Source organism: Tautonia rosea, assembly GCF_012958305.1.
GTDB classification, from domain to species: Bacteria; Planctomycetota; Planctomycetia; order Isosphaerales; family Isosphaeraceae; genus Tautonia; species Tautonia rosea.
This window is the reverse complement of sequence record NZ_JABBYO010000004.1, coordinates 59,319-76,639: the sequence shown is the minus strand read 5'-3', so window position 1 is coordinate 76,639 and position 17,321 is coordinate 59,319. Positions and strand designations below refer to the sequence as shown.

At 64.8% G+C, this 17,321-nt stretch carries 18 protein-coding genes; 8 read left to right on the top strand and 10 right to left on the bottom strand.

Annotated features, from left to right (window positions below):
• Positions 1-20 precede the first annotated feature (20 nt).
• Positions 21-1,526, bottom strand: coding sequence for an ArnT family glycosyltransferase (locus HG800_RS07955; RefSeq protein ID WP_169975581.1), 1,506 nt, complete (start codon positions 1,524-1,526; stop codon positions 21-23).
• A 224-nt stretch (positions 1,527-1,750) separates the two neighbouring features.
• On the opposite strand from HG800_RS07955, the gene HG800_RS07950 reads away from it, so the two are divergent.
• Positions 1,751-2,836 (top strand): lysylphosphatidylglycerol synthase transmembrane domain-containing protein, encoded by a 1,086-nt coding sequence (locus tag HG800_RS07950; RefSeq protein WP_169975579.1) that lies wholly within the window; start codon positions 1,751-1,753, stop codon positions 2,834-2,836.
• Here HG800_RS07950 and HG800_RS07945 read toward each other — a convergent pair.
• Both HG800_RS07945 and HG800_RS07940 read right to left on the bottom strand, forming a co-directional pair.
• A complete protein-coding gene (locus tag HG800_RS07945; RefSeq protein WP_206352175.1) occupies positions 2,799-3,857 on the bottom strand; it encodes a glycosyltransferase family 2 protein in 1,059 nt (352 codons plus the stop codon). The two genes, HG800_RS07950 and HG800_RS07945, sit on opposite strands and share 38 nt — an antisense overlap.
• Positions 3,820-4,737, bottom strand: coding sequence for a sugar phosphate isomerase/epimerase family protein (locus tag HG800_RS07940; RefSeq protein ID WP_169975577.1), 918 nt, complete (start codon positions 4,735-4,737; stop codon positions 3,820-3,822). Before HG800_RS07940 ends, HG800_RS07945 begins: the two co-directional genes overlap by 38 nt.
• 164 nt (positions 4,738-4,901) lie before the next feature.
• Here HG800_RS07940 and HG800_RS07935 point away from each other — a divergent pair, with 164 nt between their 5' ends.
• Both HG800_RS07935 and HG800_RS07930 read left to right on the top strand, forming a co-directional pair.
• A complete protein-coding gene (locus tag HG800_RS07935; protein ID WP_169975575.1) occupies positions 4,902-5,834 on the top strand; it encodes an ABC transporter ATP-binding protein in 933 nt (310 codons plus the stop codon).
• Complete coding sequence (locus tag HG800_RS07930) at positions 5,834-7,402, top strand: hypothetical protein (protein ID WP_169975573.1); 1,569 nt, start codon at positions 5,834-5,836, stop codon at positions 7,400-7,402. Before HG800_RS07935 ends, HG800_RS07930 begins: the two co-directional genes overlap by 1 nt.
• 27 nt (positions 7,403-7,429) lie before the next feature.
• Here the strand turns inward: HG800_RS07930 and HG800_RS07925 are convergent, their stop codons facing one another.
• Positions 7,430-7,840, bottom strand: a complete 411-nt coding sequence (locus HG800_RS07925; RefSeq protein ID WP_169975571.1) for a c-type cytochrome domain-containing protein — start codon at positions 7,838-7,840, stop codon at positions 7,430-7,432.
• Positions 7,841-7,984: 144 nt separating this feature from the next.
• On the opposite strand from HG800_RS07925, the gene HG800_RS07920 reads away from it, so the two are divergent.
• Together HG800_RS07920 and HG800_RS07915 are read left to right on the top strand one after the other, a co-directional pair.
• Positions 7,985-8,647 carry an RraA family protein gene (locus tag HG800_RS07920; RefSeq protein WP_169975569.1) on the top strand — a complete coding sequence of 221 codons (663 nt, stop codon included), beginning with the start codon at positions 7,985-7,987 and terminating at the stop codon, positions 8,645-8,647.
• A 346-nt stretch (positions 8,648-8,993) separates the two neighbouring features.
• Positions 8,994-9,611: a Uma2 family endonuclease gene (locus tag HG800_RS07915; RefSeq protein ID WP_169975567.1), complete on the top strand. Its 618-nt coding sequence runs from the start codon at positions 8,994-8,996 to the stop codon at positions 9,609-9,611.
• Between the two features lie 18 nt (positions 9,612-9,629).
• Here HG800_RS07915 and HG800_RS07910 read toward each other — a convergent pair whose 3' ends face one another.
• From HG800_RS07910 to HG800_RS07890, 5 genes are all read right to left on the bottom strand, one after another.
• Positions 9,630-10,433, bottom strand: coding sequence for a leucine-rich repeat domain-containing protein (locus HG800_RS07910; protein ID WP_169975565.1), 804 nt, complete (start codon positions 10,431-10,433; stop codon positions 9,630-9,632).
• A 49-nt stretch (positions 10,434-10,482) separates the two neighbouring features.
• Entirely contained in the window at positions 10,483-10,881 is a 399-nt protein-coding gene (locus HG800_RS07905) for a hypothetical protein (RefSeq protein WP_169975563.1), read from the bottom strand.
• 91 nt (positions 10,882-10,972) lie between these two features.
• Positions 10,973-11,398 carry a hypothetical protein gene (locus HG800_RS07900; RefSeq protein ID WP_169975561.1) on the bottom strand — a complete coding sequence of 142 codons (426 nt, stop codon included), beginning with the start codon at positions 11,396-11,398 and terminating at the stop codon, positions 10,973-10,975.
• Between the two features lie 48 nt (positions 11,399-11,446).
• Positions 11,447-11,944: a hypothetical protein gene (locus HG800_RS07895; RefSeq protein ID WP_169975559.1), complete on the bottom strand. Its 498-nt coding sequence runs from the start codon at positions 11,942-11,944 to the stop codon at positions 11,447-11,449.
• A 202-nt stretch (positions 11,945-12,146) separates the two neighbouring features.
• The gene (locus HG800_RS07890) at positions 12,147-13,610 is read right to left on the bottom strand and encodes a M81 family metallopeptidase (RefSeq protein ID WP_169975557.1); all 1,464 of its coding nucleotides are present in this window, start codon (positions 13,608-13,610) and stop codon (positions 12,147-12,149) included.
• A 147-nt stretch (positions 13,611-13,757) separates the two neighbouring features.
• On the opposite strand from HG800_RS07890, the gene HG800_RS07885 reads away from it, so the two are divergent.
• The 3 genes from HG800_RS07885 to HG800_RS07875 all read left to right on the top strand — a co-directional run bounded on the left by HG800_RS07885 (position 13,758) and on the right by HG800_RS07875 (position 15,913).
• Positions 13,758-14,066: a hypothetical protein gene (locus HG800_RS07885; protein ID WP_169975555.1), complete on the top strand. Its 309-nt coding sequence runs from the start codon at positions 13,758-13,760 to the stop codon at positions 14,064-14,066.
• Positions 14,067-14,712: 646 nt separating this feature from the next.
• Complete coding sequence (locus tag HG800_RS07880) at positions 14,713-14,913, top strand: hypothetical protein (RefSeq protein WP_169975553.1); 201 nt, start codon at positions 14,713-14,715, stop codon at positions 14,911-14,913.
• Positions 14,914-15,106: 193 nt separating this feature from the next.
• On the top strand, positions 15,107-15,913 hold the full coding sequence (locus tag HG800_RS07875; protein ID WP_169975551.1) for an alpha/beta fold hydrolase: 807 nt from the start codon (positions 15,107-15,109) through the stop codon (positions 15,911-15,913).
• A gap of 24 nt (positions 15,914-15,937) precedes the next feature.
• Here HG800_RS07875 and HG800_RS07870 read toward each other — a convergent pair whose 3' ends face one another.
• Positions 15,938-17,305 (bottom strand): DUF1501 domain-containing protein, encoded by a 1,368-nt coding sequence (locus HG800_RS07870; protein WP_235963468.1) that lies wholly within the window; start codon positions 17,303-17,305, stop codon positions 15,938-15,940.
• Positions 17,306-17,321 lie beyond the last annotated feature (16 nt).

Genomic DNA, 17,321 nt, shown 5'->3' with positions numbered 1-17,321 from the left:
GGGCACGGTCCGCCCCGAGATCAGAACGCCGACCGGCTTCCCGAATCCGTCCGAACCCGCCGGTAGAGTTCCGCGTAATGGCCGAATGGATCAGACGGATCGCCGTAAGTCTCGACCAGTTCCAGCCCCTCAATTTCCGGCCGAATCTGCTCCAGTCCAACCGGTCCGAAGACCGCATACTCGAACGGCTCCAGCCGTACATTGAAGTAGAACGGATCGACGATCGCCTCGACCACGGGACGATCTCGCAGGAAGAACTCCAGCACATACGACCCGTCGGCGGCCACGAGGGCCCCGGGAGGCAGGTCGGCAACGATCCGGTCCACAAAGGGACCGACCCGGTAGTTGGGGTCGGTCCAGTGCTGGAGATGAGCCCCCAGCACCCGCAGCCCTGACCCTGGAACCATCGCCAGCACCAGCATTGCCGCCACGATCGCCTTCGCCCATCCTGTGCCAACCAAGGCCCCGAGCCTCGACGCCGCCCGGTCGAGCAACAAGCCGACCGGCACACTGAGCAGGGCGGCCGGATACCCGTAGTAATTTCGGATATGGTGACTCCCCATGAGCAGGACGAGCAACACCACCGCCGCCACCACATGAAACAGCACCCGTCGCGATTGCCCTTGATCTGCCTTCCGGGTCACCTCGGCCATCAGCCACAGCGTGCCGAGGCCGTACAGCCCCGCCTGAATGGGGCCGACGTGGTCGAAGGCATTCCAGGCCTGAAATGCCAGCACACCTGGCAATCCCACAATCGTCTCTCCCAGGCCCGGACCCGCGCGATCGAGCACATTCCCGCCGAACTGGATCCGGAACAGCTCCGGGTGCATCGCGATCATCGGCAGCCAGAGCCCGAAGACCGCCAGGGCCACGGCCGAGTAAACCGACGCCTCGCCGATCCTCCGTCGCCAGGGCCGACCGCCGACAAGCAAGGCCAGCCCGACCTGCGCCGTCGGCACCAGGCCGAGCGGGTGGCAGAGCATGCTCAGGCCCGCCATGACTCCGCCGAGTGCCACGTCTCGCCAGCGTCGGTCGTCTCGGGAAACCCACCAGACGGCCCCCAGCCCGAAGGCGATCGCCGCCATGTCGGGTCGGGCGGTCGTGGCGGGAAAGAGGAAGGCCCGCGAGAACAGGAAACTCGCCGCCGCCAGCAAGGCCGCTCGGCTCGACCCCGAGCAGCGCCGGGTCAGGTCGCAGACGATCGCGACCGCCACCAGGCCGGCGATCATCGACGCCAATCGGGCCGGGGCAAGGCCGTCTCCCAGAACCAGGTGAACGGCCGCCTCCAGGTAGAAGCCGAGCGGCGGCAGGGTGTAGAGAATCTCGTCGGCATGGTAGTAGATCGTCTCCGGGTCCCGAGACGGAATGTAAGGGATCTGGGGCAGGCCGCTCCGCAAGATCATCATGCCCGGAACGCCGTAGAAGCTCTCGTCCTGGCCGGCTCGGGTGCGGCCGAACAACGGAATCTGCCAGACCAGAACGACGGCCATCATCAGAACCAGAGAACGTCGATCGGACCAGGTCATGAACGATGTTCCTCGGGGGTCTTCGTCGGGGCCGCCTTGCCGTCAGAATTGCGGCAACGGCCCAAACGGCCGCGTCACCGATGCGACCATCCAGGTCCTTGGCCAGCATCAGACGTCGGCCGACCTGTCCAGGTCTGGTTGACACACTTGCCAGGCTTCACTACGTTTGCTCAAGCGTCGTTCGACGCCCGGTCGTCCCTTTCTTGCCGCCGACGAGAAGCCGTATGACGCCTCCCAAGCGCACCGTCCGTCTGATCATCGGCTACCTGGTCCGCCTCGCGGTCGGGTTGGGACTGCTCGGCCTGGCCATCTGGACCAATCGTGATCAGATCGCCGAAGTCCTGGATCAAAAGATCAACTACGGGCTGTTTGCCATCGGCTTCGTGCTCTATTTTAGCGGGGCCGTGCTGGCATTCCTGCGCTGGTATGTCCTTGTTCGTGCCCTCGGCTTGCCGTTCCGGGTACGCGACGCGTTGCGGCTGGGATTCATCGGGCTTCTGTTCAACATGGTCATTCCGGGAGCCGTTGGCGGAGACTTCGTCAAGGCGGCCTACCTGATGCGCGAGCAGTCGCGCAAGACGCAAGCGGCGGCCTCGGTGGCGATCGACCGCATGATTGGCCTGCTCGGGATGTTCCTGCTGGCGATGATCGTCGGGGCCTTCGCCTGGAACGGGGTCGAGGCCCCCGTGCGTCGTCTAATCGGGGCTGCGGTGTTCATGTCGGCCGCGGTCATCGGCGTGATGGCGGTGGCCTTTGCCCCCCCCTTGTATCGCCCCCTGGCCGAGCGCTTTGCCCACCGCCGGAAATTTGCGGCCGCGCTGCACGAACTGGCCGTCATGGGCTCATCCTACCGACGCCGGATGGACGTGGTGGTCGGAACGGTAGTGATGTCCTCTTTAACCCATGTTTTGAACATTTTTGCATTCATTTTCATCGGCCGGGCCCTCTTCCCCGAGGTGCCGGGGCTGGCGCAGCACTTCCTGATTGTTCCCCTGGTTTTGTTCAGCACGGCCATTCCGTTGCCGTTCGGCGCGCTGGGCGTCTCGGAACAGATCAGCGGAGTCTTGTTCAAGCTGGCCAACTACGACGGTGGTGCGGTCACGATGATGGCCTTCCGCGTCGCCCAGTTCCTTGGAGCCCTCATCGCTCTGTTTGTTTACCTGGCCAACGCGGGTCAAGTTCGGGAGCTGACCCAGTCTCAGAGGAGCGACGAGAACGAACCGGCGACGGCCGGCGAACCAGCCGCCGCGATCCCTCCCGGCTCGGGGCCCGTCACGAGGGCTCCGCAGGCAACCCCGGCGGATCACTGACCTTGGCTTCCTGAAGCACCTCGCCCAGCAGATACGTCGGCTTGCCCTGCGATTCGTAATAGGTCCGCATCACCATCTCGGCCACGACCCCTGTCACAATCAACTGGACCCCGGCCAGAAAGAAGGTGATCGCCACCTGGGGCAGGGGAGTCTCGACAAAGTCCTTCTTCGGAAAACCCATTGCCGGATAGCCATACTTGTAGAACAGCATGAACCCGAACGCCGCGACGCTTAGGGCCAACGCATACAGCCCGACCCGGCCGAAGAAGTGGATCGGCCGCTGGGCATAACTCTGATAGAACCGAATCAAGATCAGATCAAGCACGACGTTGAACGTCCGACCCAGTCCGTACTTGGTCCGACCGGCCTGCCGAGGCCGATGGTTGACGACCAGCTCAGCCACCTTCGCCCCTTGCCACGAGGCGAAGACAGGGATGAACCGGTGCATCTCGCCATAGAGCCGGACCCCCCGCAGGACCCTCCGGCGATAGGCCTTGAGCGTGCAGCCGAAGTCGTGCAAGGGGACCCGCGAGAGCCGCGCGACCAGGCGGTTGGCGATCTGAGACGGCACCCTTCGAGTCAGCCACTTGTCCTTGCGGTCGCGACGCCAGCCGGAGACGACGTCGAACCCCTCGTCCAGCTTCTCCAGGAGTCTCGGGATGTCGTTCGGGTCGTTCTGGCCGTCGCCGTCCATCGGCACGAGGACCTCGCCCCGGGCCAGGTCCATCGCGGCCGAGAGCGCGGCGGTTTGCCCGCAGTTGGTCCGCAGGAAGGCGATCCGGACGTGATCCGGGTCCGTTTCCTGGATCTCCCGAAGCTGGGACGCGGTGCCGTCGGTCGAGCCGTCATCGACGAAGATGACCTCGAAGCGCAAGGGAAGCTGCCCGAGCGCTCCGGTAATCTCCGCGTGGAGCGGCCGAACGTTCTCGACTTCGTCCTTCACGGGAATCAGGATCGACAGGTCGATCGGAGGGCCGTTCGGCTCAGCCCCCGAGGTACTGGATGAGGTGGCGGCGGGCAATGATCAACGACTCCTTACGCTTTTCGAGCGAGCCTTCGAAGGCGCGGTCCTCAATCTCGATGGCGACCGGACCTGTGTAGCCGACGTCGGAGAGGGCACCGAAGTATCGGCCCCAGTTCACGTCTCCCAGGCCGGGGATCTTGGGCGTATGCCAGAGGTTCGGATAGCCCATGATCCCGTGCTCATCGAGCTTCTCGCGGTCGATCCGAGCGTCCTTGGCGTGGACGTGGTGCAGTCGGTCCTTGAACTCATAGATCGGGGCGATGTAGTCGACCATCTGCCAGATGAAGTGCGACGGGTCGTAATTCAGGCCGAAGTTCGGGCTGGGAATGTCCTCGAACATCCGTCGCCAGATGCTCGGGGTGGTGGCCAGGTTCTTGCCCCCCGGCCACTCGTCTCGGGTGAAGATCATCGGGCAGTTCTCGATGCCGACCTTCACCCCGTTCTCCTCGGCCAGGGCGATCAAGGGCCGCCAGACGTCGAGGAACCGGGGCCAGTTCTCATCGACCGACAATCCGGGATCGCGGCCCACGAAGGTTGTGACCACGTTGACCCCGAGGGCGGCTGACGCCTCGATCACCCGTCTCAGGTGGGCGATCTCTCGCTCGGCCTGCTCGCGGTCGGGTTGCAGGACGTTCGGATAATATCCGAGCGACGAGAGCGAAACCCCCTTCGAGGAACAGAGGACGTGGATGCGCTGGATGTCGTCGGCATCGAGGCTTTCCACGTCAATGTGCGTGACCCCCGCATAGCGGCGCTCGGCCTTGCCGGGAGGCCAGCAGCAAGCTTCGATGCACGAGAACCCCTGTTCGTGGGCGAGGTCGAGCACCTGTTCGAGCGACAGGTCGGGCACGATGGCCGTATTGAAGCCAAGCTTCATCGCAAAAGGCTCCGGGGGATCGACGGCAAGGCCCTGGCATCCTGCCGTCCTGAAGATGCGGGAATCGAATGAAGGATGCTCGTCATCCTATGGACAGTCTCTGCCGGTGGCCATACCGTAGCGTCGAGGATCGAGATGAGGAAGCGATTCGGAGTACATCGGGGATGATTCACGTCAAGGACCTTCGGGTCGATTACGACACGGTCTGTGCGGTGCACGACCTGTCCTTGGAAGTCGGACCGGGAGAGGTCTGCGGCCTGATCGGCCCCAACGGCGCGGGCAAGACCACGACCATGCGGGCGATCCTCGGCCTGATCGAGCCGACCTACGGCGAGATCAACCTGGCCGGGGTCGACATGCGCGAGCGACCGCGAGACGCATGCCGCGTGGTCGCCTTCATGCCCGACTTTCCCCCCATGTACGACGACCTGAAGGTCTGGGAATTCCTCGACCTGTTCGCCTCCAGCTATGGCATTCCCCGGCACGACCGGAACGCGATGATCGACCGGTCGCTCGATCTGGTCAGCCTGCCCGAAAAGAAGAACGAGATGGTCGCGACCCTCTCCCGAGGCATGCGGCAGCGGGTGATGCTGGCGAAGACCTTGATCTCCGACCCGAAGGTCTTGCTGCTCGACGAGCCGGCCAGCGGGGTCGACCCTCGCGGGCGGATCGATCTCAAGAATGTGTTGAAGCGCCTGTCGAGCGAGGGGAAGACGGTCCTGATCTCCTCGCACATTCTGGCCGAGATGACCGAGTTCTGCACGTCGGTCGCCATCATGGAACGCGGCCGGATGGTCGTGAGCGGCACGGTCGACGAGGTGCGCAACCGGGTCATGGGCGGCGGCATGCTGGTGATTGAGGTGATCGGAGGCCATGCCGACGACCTCCGCCGGATTGCAGATGCTGACCCGGCCGCCTCGGGGGTCGAGCAGACTGGGGCGAACGTTTTTGAGGTACCGTACCAGGGAGACGCCGAGCAGGCGGCCGGATTGCTGGCCGCCCTGGTCGGGGGAGGGGTGCGGGTCGCGTCGTTCAGCCGTCGCAAGGAAGGGCTGGAAGAACTGTTCCTGAAGGTCGGCGCCAAGGAGCTTTCGTAATGGCCAGCCGGTTCGACATCATCTTCGACAACCCGATCCTGACGAAGCACGCCCGATCTCGATTGCGCCGAAACCGGGTGATCCCCTGGTCGATCGTGGTGGTGACGCTTTGTGCAATCGTCTGCTGGTCATACTATCAAATCAACCAACTCAGCGGAACGACACCGCTGACCCTGGTGATCATGCTCCAGGTGGTGACGCTCGTGTTCGCCGGGGCGGGAGAGATTGGCAGTTCGGTCGGGGGGGCGAGGGAAAGCGGGATTCTCGACTTCCACCGGGTCTCGCCAGTTCCTCCGCACTGGCTGGCGGTCGGGTTCGTGCTGGGTGCCCCCCTGCTGCAGTACTGGCTAACGTTGCTGACCTTGCCCTTTGCCATCTTCCTGGCGGTCGTCGGGCCGGCGGGTTGGCAGGGGTTGCTCGCGTTCGAGTTCCCGTTGCTGCTCGCGGCAGGACTTGTGCATACCTTGACCTTGCTAGGAGCGATGATCAGCAAGAAGCCGAAGGCCGGGAGCCGAGGCTTGATCGGCCTGGTTGTGCTCGGTCTGTTTCTGGGCCAGGGGCTGTTCTTCGGCGTTCAATATATGCTGTTCGACCTCTCAGGCCGAATGGCCCGGATTGACTTCTTCGGTCAGTCGGTGCCCTGGATGCTGTTGGTGGTGGCGTACGAGGCGATCCTGATCGGCTTTCTGTTTGTGCCTTCGGTGCGTCGGATGCGGTCGGACCGGGCTCACCTTTACACCAAGCGGCAAGCCGTGGCGTTTCTGAGCACCCTGATGGTGCTGGTGCTCGGTGTGACCTGGAACCTGAGGGGCGTGGACGGTGTCGTTCTGGTGATGCTTTATGTGATGATCTTCATCGCCATGCTGCTGGCGGCGACCCTGACTCCGGATCGGAGCGAGTACATCAAGGGCGTGCGGCGTGCCTTGCGGATGGGACGGCGAAGGCCGAACCCGTGGTCCGACTCGGGAGTCAACCGCCTGGCGCTGGCGGTGCTCTGCGGCATCGTCCTGATCGGGACGACGATCGCCTGGGAGGTGATCGAGGGGCGGGAAGTCAACGGGGCGGCGGCCTACTCGCAGACGATCGCGATTGGAGTGCTGACTGTTGCCTATGTGGGGCTGGGGCTTCAGGCCGCGCAGCTGTTCATGCGCAAGCATGGACAAACGCTGTTCGTTCTGTTCCTGTTCTTCGCGTGGCTCGTCCCGCTGGTGGTTGGGGCGGGGCTGGGAGGGGCGGGATATCAGAACGCTGCAATGACCACGATGGCGTTCAGTCCGCTTGCCGGAATCCTGCTCTCGACGGGAATCATTGAGGACGCCATGTTCGGTGTTTCGGTTCAAACGGTTCGGATTGCGGCCTTGATGCCGGCGGTTGGCTTCACCTTTCTGTTCCAGTTTCTGCTGGAAATGATTCAGCGGCGTCTCGACCTGGCGGTCCAAGGCACCTCGGCCCGCCGATCACCCGATCCGTTCGACGACATCTTCGGCGTTCCCGACAAGGATCATGACCCCGAGCTGGCCGACCCGATCGACGGCGCCATCGCTTCAGCGTCGAAGCGGAACGCATGATTGGCTTCGGCGTTCCGGGGCAGGGGATCAGCGGGGTGGGTCATCCGGCCTGGGATCGGGTGCCCCACGCTCGATCCAGGCGCGGAAGTCGTCGAGCACCGCGTCGGGCAATCGGCGGTCGGGGGGCATCATGGCGATTTCGCTCGTATGTTCAAGCACCCGGATGAGGAGGCTGTCGTCCGGTCGTCCCGGCTCGATGGCCGAGCCGGAGTTTCCCCCTCGGCGAAGGCCCGATCGGGTATCGACGCGGAAGCCGGCCTTTGGCGGATTCGCCTGTGAGGAGTGGCAGGCATAACAGTGCTCGATGAGTACGGGCCGAATCTTGGCCTGGAAAAACGCGTTCCCCTCGGGATCGTCAGCAGCAAGGCCCGGAGCGGCGAGCGCAGCGACGAGGGGCAAGACGAGGTTGCAGGTCAACGAGTTGTGGTATCGCATCATCTGCGTTCCTGAGTCCAGGGAGGAGGACTATCCTGTGATTGCCTTGCCACCATCTCGCCTTCGTCGCCCTGGTCTGCCATGCTACGAGGATGATCAGGCCGGAACAACCGGCCGACTCGTTTTGAAACCACGGAGCCTGTTCTCGTGAGTGCCTCGAACGCTGATTCGATTGCCCTGGCCGATCGCCTGGCAGCCCTGTATACGCCTGTGGTCGCTGATGTCCTCGACCGGCTCAATTTCCGCAACCAGTGCCCGAGGGCTGATATTCGCCCCCTGGCCCCCGCCTTCCGCTGCGCCGGGGTAGTCCGGCCGGTGAAGACGATCATCGCCCCGACCCTCGACCCGGCCGAACCGTACAAGGGGGAAATGGCCGCCGTCGATGCGTTGACGAACGGCGATGTGATGGTCGTCTCCTCCTGCGAGTGGAGCTTCTGGGGAGAACTCCTCTCGACTGCCGCCCGGTACCGAGGCTGCCGCGGTGTTCTCATCGACGGATTCACGCGCGACACGCAGGCGATTATCGAAATGGGATTCCCCGTCTTCTGCCGGGGCATCCATCCGGCCGACAGCCTGGGCCGGATTGATGTTGAGGCTCACGACGTGCCGATCGACTTCGGCGGTGTGGCTGTTGCTCCCGGCGACCTCGTCCTTGCCGACCACGACGGCATCGTCTTTGTTCCCTCCGCCGCCGCCGAGGAGGCCATCGCGAAGGCCGAGGAGAAGGTCCGCGGCGAGAACCTCGTCCGCGACAAGCTGGCCGAGGGGATGACCGTCACCGAGGCCTTCCGGCGCTACGGGGTCCTCTGATCGGAGCCCTTTCCCATCCCGCCCGCCGAAATCACGAAGTTGGTCGTACCGCGTTCACCCTCAACTGAGGCGATGCTTCGTTTTCTGGGTGGCCCGGTTACTCGCCAATCGGGGTTGCGGAGCGACGAGCGGTTTCGGTGCGGCCTCCCGGGGCCTCTTGCGGCGGGCCGCCTCGGTTGCTCGCCAACCGAGGCCACCCAGGACGCATCCATTGGGGGTGGAAGCGGTACGTCCAGTCACCGGAGGCAAGCCGCGTCGACGGGTGACGCCATGGCGGGGTAGCATGGACCACACACGAGATGTTGCGGGTTCTGTTCCAGAGAGTCCCGATCATGGGAGCCTCCGCATGAGCGTCGCATCCAGCAGCCCGCCGGCCGGGGCCAGGGGAGGCCGACCGTACCTCATCACGGCCGAGGACTACGCCCGGATGATCGAATGCGGGGCAATCCCTGAGGGGCGTCGGGTGGAACTCTGGGAGGGGCAGCTCGTCGAGAAGATGACCAAGAAGCCGCCGCACGTCATCGCACAGGGGAAACTTGCCGACGCCCTGTTTCGAATCGTGCCCGAGGGTTGGCACGTCCAGGTCGAGTGCCCGCTCGGCCTGGGGCCGCTCCACGTCCCGGAGCCGGACCTCATGATCGTCCGGGGCGCCCGGGACGATTACGCGTCCGGGCACCCGACGCCCGCCGACGTCTCCCTGGTGGTCGAGGTGGCCGATACGAGCGTGGCGAAGGACCTCGGCCGGATGCAATCGGCCTATGCCGCCGGCGGCGTCGTGGCCTACTGGGTGGTGAACCTCCGGACGCGCACCATCGAGGCCCACGCCGACCCGATCGGCGGTGAGACGCCGGAATACCGCTCGATCCGCTCCTTCGGCGAGGGAGAGTCCATCCCCCTGACCCTCGACGGTCGATTCATCGCCGAGCTGCCCGTGGCCTCGCTGCTGCCGGCCGTGGCGGGTTGATCACGTCCCGTCGCGTCGTCAGGCCGGCGGCTCCTCGCGCGTGGCGATTGCCTTCAAGATGGCTTGACTCCCCTTCTCGGAGGCTTTGGCGAGGGGAGGAGGGAGAGGGTTGTCGCTGAGATCCAGTTCCTTCAGTGTGGTGAATGTCGAGAAATAAGCCGGGACGTCGGTCAACTGATTGCGTCGCAGGTCGAGCGATCGGAGCCGGACGAGCTTCGAGAACGAATCCGGCAGGGTGGTGAGGCGATTGCCCCGGAGGTCGAGGTCCTTCAGGTTGGCCAGGTCTCCGAAGTCCGCCGGCAACGCGGTCAGCCGCGATCCCGTCGAGAGGGAGAGCGATTCGAGCTTCGCCAGGCGGCAAATCGAGTCGGGCAGCTCGGTCAACTGGTTCATGTCCAGGTCGAGTTCTTCGAGCTCCGTCAGCTCGCCGATCCAGTCCGGAAGCGTCGTGAGGTCACACCCGGAGAGGCCCAGGATGCGGAGCCGGCGCAGGTTGTGGATTGATTCTGGCACCCGACAGAAGGGGTTGTTCGTGAGAACCAGGCAGGTCAGGGACGTGAGCTTGCCGATCGCGTCGGGCAAGCGTTCCAATTGACAGGTGAACAACGATAAATCTTCGAGACTCGTCAGCTCGCCGATCCAGTCCGGCAGTTCCTTCAACGGGTTGATCCCCAGCATCAGGCAGCGCAACCAGTGACAGCCCCGGATCTCTTCTGGGAGGGTCGTCACGACGTTGAATGCGTCGAGGTTGAGGGTGTCGCCTCCCGCCTGGACGGCGGCGATTTGCTCGGCGATCTGAACGGCCTTCGACTTCCTCGGCATGCTCGCCCCACCGGTTCGTCCTTGAAATCCTACGAGTGGCCGATCCACCTCAGAGGCCCGTGCAAGACTCAGCGGCGACGTGGCCGATGACCCGTCCGTCCGGGTCGATCATGAAGTAGATCGCCATGTCGCATTCCATGAGGAAACCACGCCCGGTCCCCTTGATCCAGGCGAAGTAATACCTGCGCAATCGCTCCGTATCCCAGCCGCGTTGTTTGAGCCTCGAATCGGGACCCGCGTTCTCGTCGTAATGCCAATCGAGGCCCTGGTCGTTCAGCCAGGCCTCGCAATCCTCCCGGGTCGAGCCGACCGGGACCGCTTCGCGAATCAGCCGGAGGGCCTGCTCCTCGGTCATCGAATCCACGAAAGAGAAGCATCCACGAAGGCCGAGCGCCAAGGCGATCATTCCGGTGAGACGATACCATGTTTTGATCGGGAATCGGTTCATGCCGCCTCTCTCGCTGAAGCCAGGGATGACCGAGTCGCGAAGCGAAAGGAGTCTCGTCGTTGAGGAAGTCCGCGCAGCGGACTCTCCCAGGCTATGGCCTGGGATACGAGTCCAGCAACGGAAGTTCATGCCAGTAGCACCAGGACACACGCGGCGATGGTTCTCGATGTGAGAGAAACCAGGAGACAACCTCGACCGTTTGATCGGCGTCGATCAGGCAAGCTCTCGGGATCCAGAACGGATCTCCTCCTCGCTCGTCCTCGACCAGTGACGCGCACGATCCGCCGTCATAGGGCACCAGCCAGTCGGCCGGGGGCTTCGAGTAGGTCACGAAGAAACGATCCGGTTCGGGCTGCTTGATCCAGAGGGATGCCTCGCGGGAATCGTCGTCGAGAATCGCCTCCCCGTTCCCGCCCTGCTGCCAGTAACCATGAGGGCTTGTGCGAATCAGCCGCTCCAGTTGCTCAGGCGTCGGGTTCGTGAGGACAACTCGGTCATCGGGAGCGCAGAACCGCATCGCAGTCTCTCCACCGATTGAAGACCAAGACGAGCCGATTGTACGACGCTAGAGCCCAATGTGGTGCTCATCAACCCAGCGGCCCAGCAGGCGGCTCTCGGCGTCGAAGAACAGGTAGGCCATGACTTCCGTGTTGCTGACGATGGAGCGGTTCGCGTCGTAGTACCAGAGGCGGATGATGGAATGGACCTCCTGCGGGTCGAGGCCGGCCAGGTCGGCCACCGTCTGGTCACCTTGCCCGTCCATCCACTCGCCATCAGCGCCCTCCGCGTCCCACTCGTCGCGGAGCAGGATGTCGCACAGCGGGCGGCCCGGCCGATGCTCGGGGGTGATGTCCCGGCCTGCCAGCCGAGCCTGGACGTCCTCCCAGGTCTCTCCAAGAGAGGCCACCTGGCCGATGAGATGCTCCGCATCGGCGACGTTCATCGGTGTCTTTGGTCGGCCGACGACGAGATAAGTGATCGGCGGGAAGTGCAGGGCGACGCATCCACACAAAACAAGGGCCGTCACCCAGAGCCCAGGCCGATGTCGCCATCGAGTCGCCATGAACCACACTCCCCCGGCCGGGCCTCACGACAGGCACTCTAGTGGAATCGTAGCAGCGTGACCGGTGAGGCTCAACACGACGACAGAAGGCTCTCCGACGGCCCTGACGTGAGGCGTATCCCCACGTGACAGTCCGGCACGAGAGAACGCCCATCATCCCATCGGAGATCAGGGAGCCTGAGAAAGAATGATCGACCACCGTTCACGGATCGATCGGGAACAACGGCCTTCGAATGTTCCGATACGCAAATCGCCCCGGGTCGATGGCGGTGAGGCCGGGGGTATCGACCTCGATGATGCGGCCGGCGATGGGGGCGTAGGCGGCCTTGTAGGCGACGGCGGCCTTGGCGACGAGGAGGGAGGAGGAGGAGGGGTCGAGGCCGAGGCTGGTGAGCTGGCCGAGGCTGAAGGGGGGGGTGCGGAGGGTGTTGAGGACGAGGGTGATGGGGCCGGGGAGGTCGATGACGGCGGTGGGCCCCTGGTCGTTGTGGCGGCGGCCGCCGTGGCGGGGGGCGTCCTCGATCCAGGTGCCGTCGTGCAGCGATCGGACGACGCCGCGAACCGGGACGGGGCCGCCGTAATCGGGGTGGCTCCGGCCGCCGACGGGGCACTCGAAGGTCGCGCCGGGGCCGAGTCGGGCGGCCTCGGCGACGGCGTCGGGGTCGTGGATCACGACGACGGCGCCGCGGGCCTGCTGGCGAATCAGTTCGGAGAGGATCACGGTGCCGTCGCCGGGGGTGCCGCCGCCGATGTTGTCGCCGAGGTCGACGAGGACGACGGGGGAGCGGTCGGAGGCGATCGCCTGGCGGACGGCCTCGGCGGCGTCGGGGCGGCGGGCGTCGAGGTCGTGGCGGATCGACCAGAGGCGAGCGGCCAGGTCATCGGCGGCGGCTTGCGCAAGCGATCGGTCGCCGTCGGCCACGGCGATGACCGAGGAACCCATCTCGGGCACGTCGGCGTAGGGGAAGCCACCCATTAGGCTGATCGAGAGGAGGCCGGGGCGTTGTTCGAGGGATCGGGCCTCGTTCATCAGAGAGCGCATCGGCTCGGCGCTGGTGTCCTGGCCGAGCAGGTTGACGATCATCGGCGGCTGGGCGAGGGCGGTGACGGGCCGGATTTCGCCGCGAACGGTTCGGGCGATGAGGTCGGCGGCGAGGAGTCCGCGCTCGCGCTGATCGACGTGGGGATAGGTCTGATAACCGACCAGAGCATCGGCGTGTTCCGCCATGAGCGGGGAGACGTTGGCGTGGAAGTCGAGCGAGCAGACGAGGGGGCGGTCGGGGCCGAGGGCGGCGCGGAGGCGGCGGAGGACCTCGCCGTCGGCGTCGAGGTGGTGGGGCGTGACCATCGCGCCGTGGAGCGCCACCAGCAGCCCATCGACGGGGAGGCGGGCGAGGGCGTCGGCGATCCGGGAGGTCACCTCGTCGAGCACCGCGTCATCGACCGGTCCGCCGGGGGTGGCCCAGGCCATCGTGGTGGGCACGGCCTCGAACCCGAAGCGCTCGGCCCCTTCGAGGAAGCCGCCGACCTCGTGGTGGGCCTCTCGCCAGACGGGGATCAGGGCGGGGCCGTCGGCGAGGCTCCCCTCGCGGAACTGATCGAGGCCGGTCCGGTCGGGGCTGAAGGTGTTCGACTCGTGCATCAGGCCGGCGATGGCGATGCGCATGGGGGGAGGCTCCGAGGCTGGATGGAGGGGGGGAATTCCGGTATGATCGAGCGCGGTTCTTGCGTGCTTGCAAAGGCCCCCTCACCCCGGCCCTCTCCCCCGAAACAGGGAGAGGGAGACAGATAGAAGCCGTGAAGGAGTAGCATCATGTCCATCAACTACGATCCCGACGGCGTGCCGGACGTGTCAAGTGAGGTTTGGGATCAGGCGGATCGGATGGGCTTAAAGCCCATTCACGTGATCTGCGACGAACCCGGTGCCAGGGTGGGAGACCCGGAAGGCGTCTCCTTCATTGCCTTCGGGGAACACCTCCCCCGAACCGGGGAGCGGATCATCCTGGAGGACGGATCGAGGCTGGAGGTGAGGGGGGTCATCCACAAAGCCACTATGGGCGAGAATGGGATGATTTCAATGGTAGCGAACGTGGTCGCCTACCGGATTTCTCCCCAGGCATGAGCGGTGAGTGGCGACCGGCGGAGTCTGGGGTGAGAGAAGGTGGCCGGGAGCCTGCTCCCGGCCACCGTGGAACCGCTCAACTTCTGTGGTCGATCGAACGATCTATAGGGTGACCGGTGCAAGCGGGACACGCCGCCTTGTGATCTTCCCGATGCATCTCCTCCTCGATCGAACGCTGGTGCCCACCCGGCACTTTGACGCTCAACTCGAAGCCCTGGTTATTCAGCACGCAAGACGCTGAAACGACCAAGAGGCAGAAGAATCTCCAGCGACCGATCCGGTCCAGCAAGCCCGGATTGATTCCGTTTTTGGCGTGATCCGTGACCTGGTTGCCTGCGTCGGGCGGGTCGAGTTTGCCGGTCGCACGGGTCCGGCTGGCCTTTGCGCCAGACGGAGACTTGCTAACATTTGCCAAGATTCGTCTCTCCCGAAGGGGGATCGGATCAGGCGAAAGAGATCGGGGGAGGCGTGTCGTTAGCTACTTCCGCCTCCCCCGACTCCTTTGCCTAATTTGTCATTGCAAGTGGACGGACAATATCATCGTCGGCCGCCGCTCGGATCTTTAGGGGCGGATCGAGACTGAAAGTCTTGTCGCCCAAGGATTAACTTCTGGGAACTGCCGTTTCCACCGGGAATCGGGGTTCCCATGACCTCGATCTCGTCGTTGCCGATCGCCTGTCCACCCCCCTCTATCGGGCCACGTTCACGCCGGACCTTTAACTATTTCCCGCACCCGCAACCGGATTTCTTCGGGATCAGGCCGAGCTTCTGCGCCTCCAACCTGGACATGGTGACCCGCTTCGACTTCTTCGGCTCGGGCTTCCCGGTCGTCAACCCGATCAGGTAATCGGACCAGTTGCGGGCAAATTGATCAACCCACGCCCCCTTTGGGGGAGAGGGTGGCCGAGGGCCGGGTGAGGGGGTCGATCCGCAACGGCGACTCGAAACGCGTACGCAAAGAACGGCGCTCGTCGGTTCGACGGACGATCGCCCGAGTTTTCCCCGTTCGCCCGATCCCCGTCGAGGGGGAGCCGCCGACGATGCCCCGCATGGTGCTCAACGAGACGAAACTGCATTACGAGGACGAAGGGGGGGGAGCGCCCGTGCTGTTCGTCCCCGGCCTGGGGGGGACGCACCGGATGTTCGATCCGCAGGCGGAGGCGTTTCGAAGGACGCACCGGGTGATCCGGCCCGACCTGCGCGGCAATGGCGGGTCGGGGAGGCTCGACGGGCCGATCGGGACGGTGATCGACCGCCAGTGCGACGACCTGGCGGCGTTGATGGATACGATCGGCGAGCAAGCGGTGGTGATGGTCGGCGTCTCGTACGGCGGCGCTGTCGCCTTGCAGTTCGCCCAGAGGCACCCGGAGCGGCTCGCGGGCCTGGTCGTAGTCGATGCGTTCGGCGAGTTGCGGGCGAGTCGCCCGATGGAGGGGCTGCTCTTGCTCGGCTCGTACCTGACGCTGGGGATGTATTATCTGCCCCGGCCGGTGTTGAAGGGGATGGCCGGGCTGTTCTTCCGGCGCTGGCCGACGGCGCACGCGGCGATCCCCGACCTGGTCGATGGCTTCCGGCCGACCGAGGCGGTCTTGCAGAGCATCGCCATGTGTCGAATCGACGCGGTTCGCCGGGCCGATCGAATCGCCTGCCCGACGCTCGGGATCGTCGGCGGGTGGAGCAAGACGGCCATCACGCTCATGGAACGAGCGATCAGACCGATTCCCGGGGCACGGCTCGAAGTCATTCCTGATGCGATCGACCCGAGCAACCTCTGTCAGCCGGAAGCGTTCAACCGTTTGCTCGGCGCATTCCTGGCGGAGTTGAGGATGCCGGGGACCAGGGGATGACCTGTCCCCGGCATCTTCGGCCGATCAGGCGAGGATCGGGGCAATCGGCGATCCGTAAGACACAGGGATCGGCCGATTGAGCTGGTCGCGCAGCTCAGTCGAGGGGTCAATGCCGAGGCAGTGGAACATGGTGGCGGAGATGTCGTCGGGCGTGCAGGGGTCGGACTTGGGATAGGCCCCCGAGGCATCCGACGCGCCGTGGACATAGCCGCGCTTCAGCCCGCCGCCGGCCATGAGGATCGTGTAGCACTGCGGCCAGTGGTCGCGGCCGGCGTCCTTGTTGATGCGGGGGGTCCGGCCGAACTCGCCGGTCCAGACGACCATCGTGTCATCGAGTAGGCCACGCTCGTCGAGGTCTTCGAGCAGGGTGGGCAGGGTCTGATCGGTGATCGGCAGGCGCGAATTGCGGAGCGTGTTGAAGTTGTCCTTGTGCGTGTCCCAACCGCCGATGTTGGGGGAGTAGTAGACAGTGACGAATCGCACGCCGGCCTCGACCAGGCGGCGGGCCATCAACACGCTCTGGCCGTAGGTGGTGCGGCCGTAGCGTTCCCGGACAGAATCCGGCTCGGAGTGAATATCGAACGCCCGCTGGGTTTCGGGAGAGGTGAGCAGGTCGAAGGCACGCTGCTGGTAGGCGTTCATCCCCTTCACGGCGGCGAGCTGGTCGCCGAGCCGGGCGAACTGGGTCAGCTCCGAGAGCATCGCCCGACGGTCGCCGGCGCGGTCGGTGGGGACTTCGAGCGGCAGGCTCAGTTCCTCGACCGAGAACTCCGGCTTGTTCGGATCTTTCAGAATGAACAGCGGGTCGTGCTGCTTGCCAAGAAAGCCGGCGAACTCGCCCGGGGTGCGGAAGGGGCCGTCGGCGATCATTGTGGGAAGGGAGACGGCGGTGGGGATTGTCGGCGGGCTGGGAGCGAGCTTATCGACGATCGACCCGTAGGCAGGGAAGTCGGTCGCGGTGGCGTTGGCCGTCACAATATCAATGAGCGGCTTGTGGCCGGTCAAGGAATAGTAGGTGGCCGAATTGTGCGCCCCGGTCCGGTGATTGACGGATCGGACGAGGCAGACCTTGTCCATCACGGTCGCCATCTTCGGGAGCAATTCGCACACCTGAACGCCGGGGAGGTTCGAGGCGATCGGGTTGAACTCGCCTCGGATCTCGGCCGGGGCGTCGGGCTTCATATCGAAGGTGTCGTGATGGCTCGCGCCGCCGAACTGGTGCAGGAAGATGACCGACTTCGCCTTCACCGGCAAAGCGAGGCCCGAACCCTCGGCCCTGAGCACGTCGGAGAGGCCCAAACCAAGCCATCCCAGAGCCCCAATCTGAAGGATCTGGCGGCGCGACGTGCGTGTTTCGAAGAACTCCCGGCATCCCATCGGCTCGTGGCGCATTGCCTTGCTCCTCCCT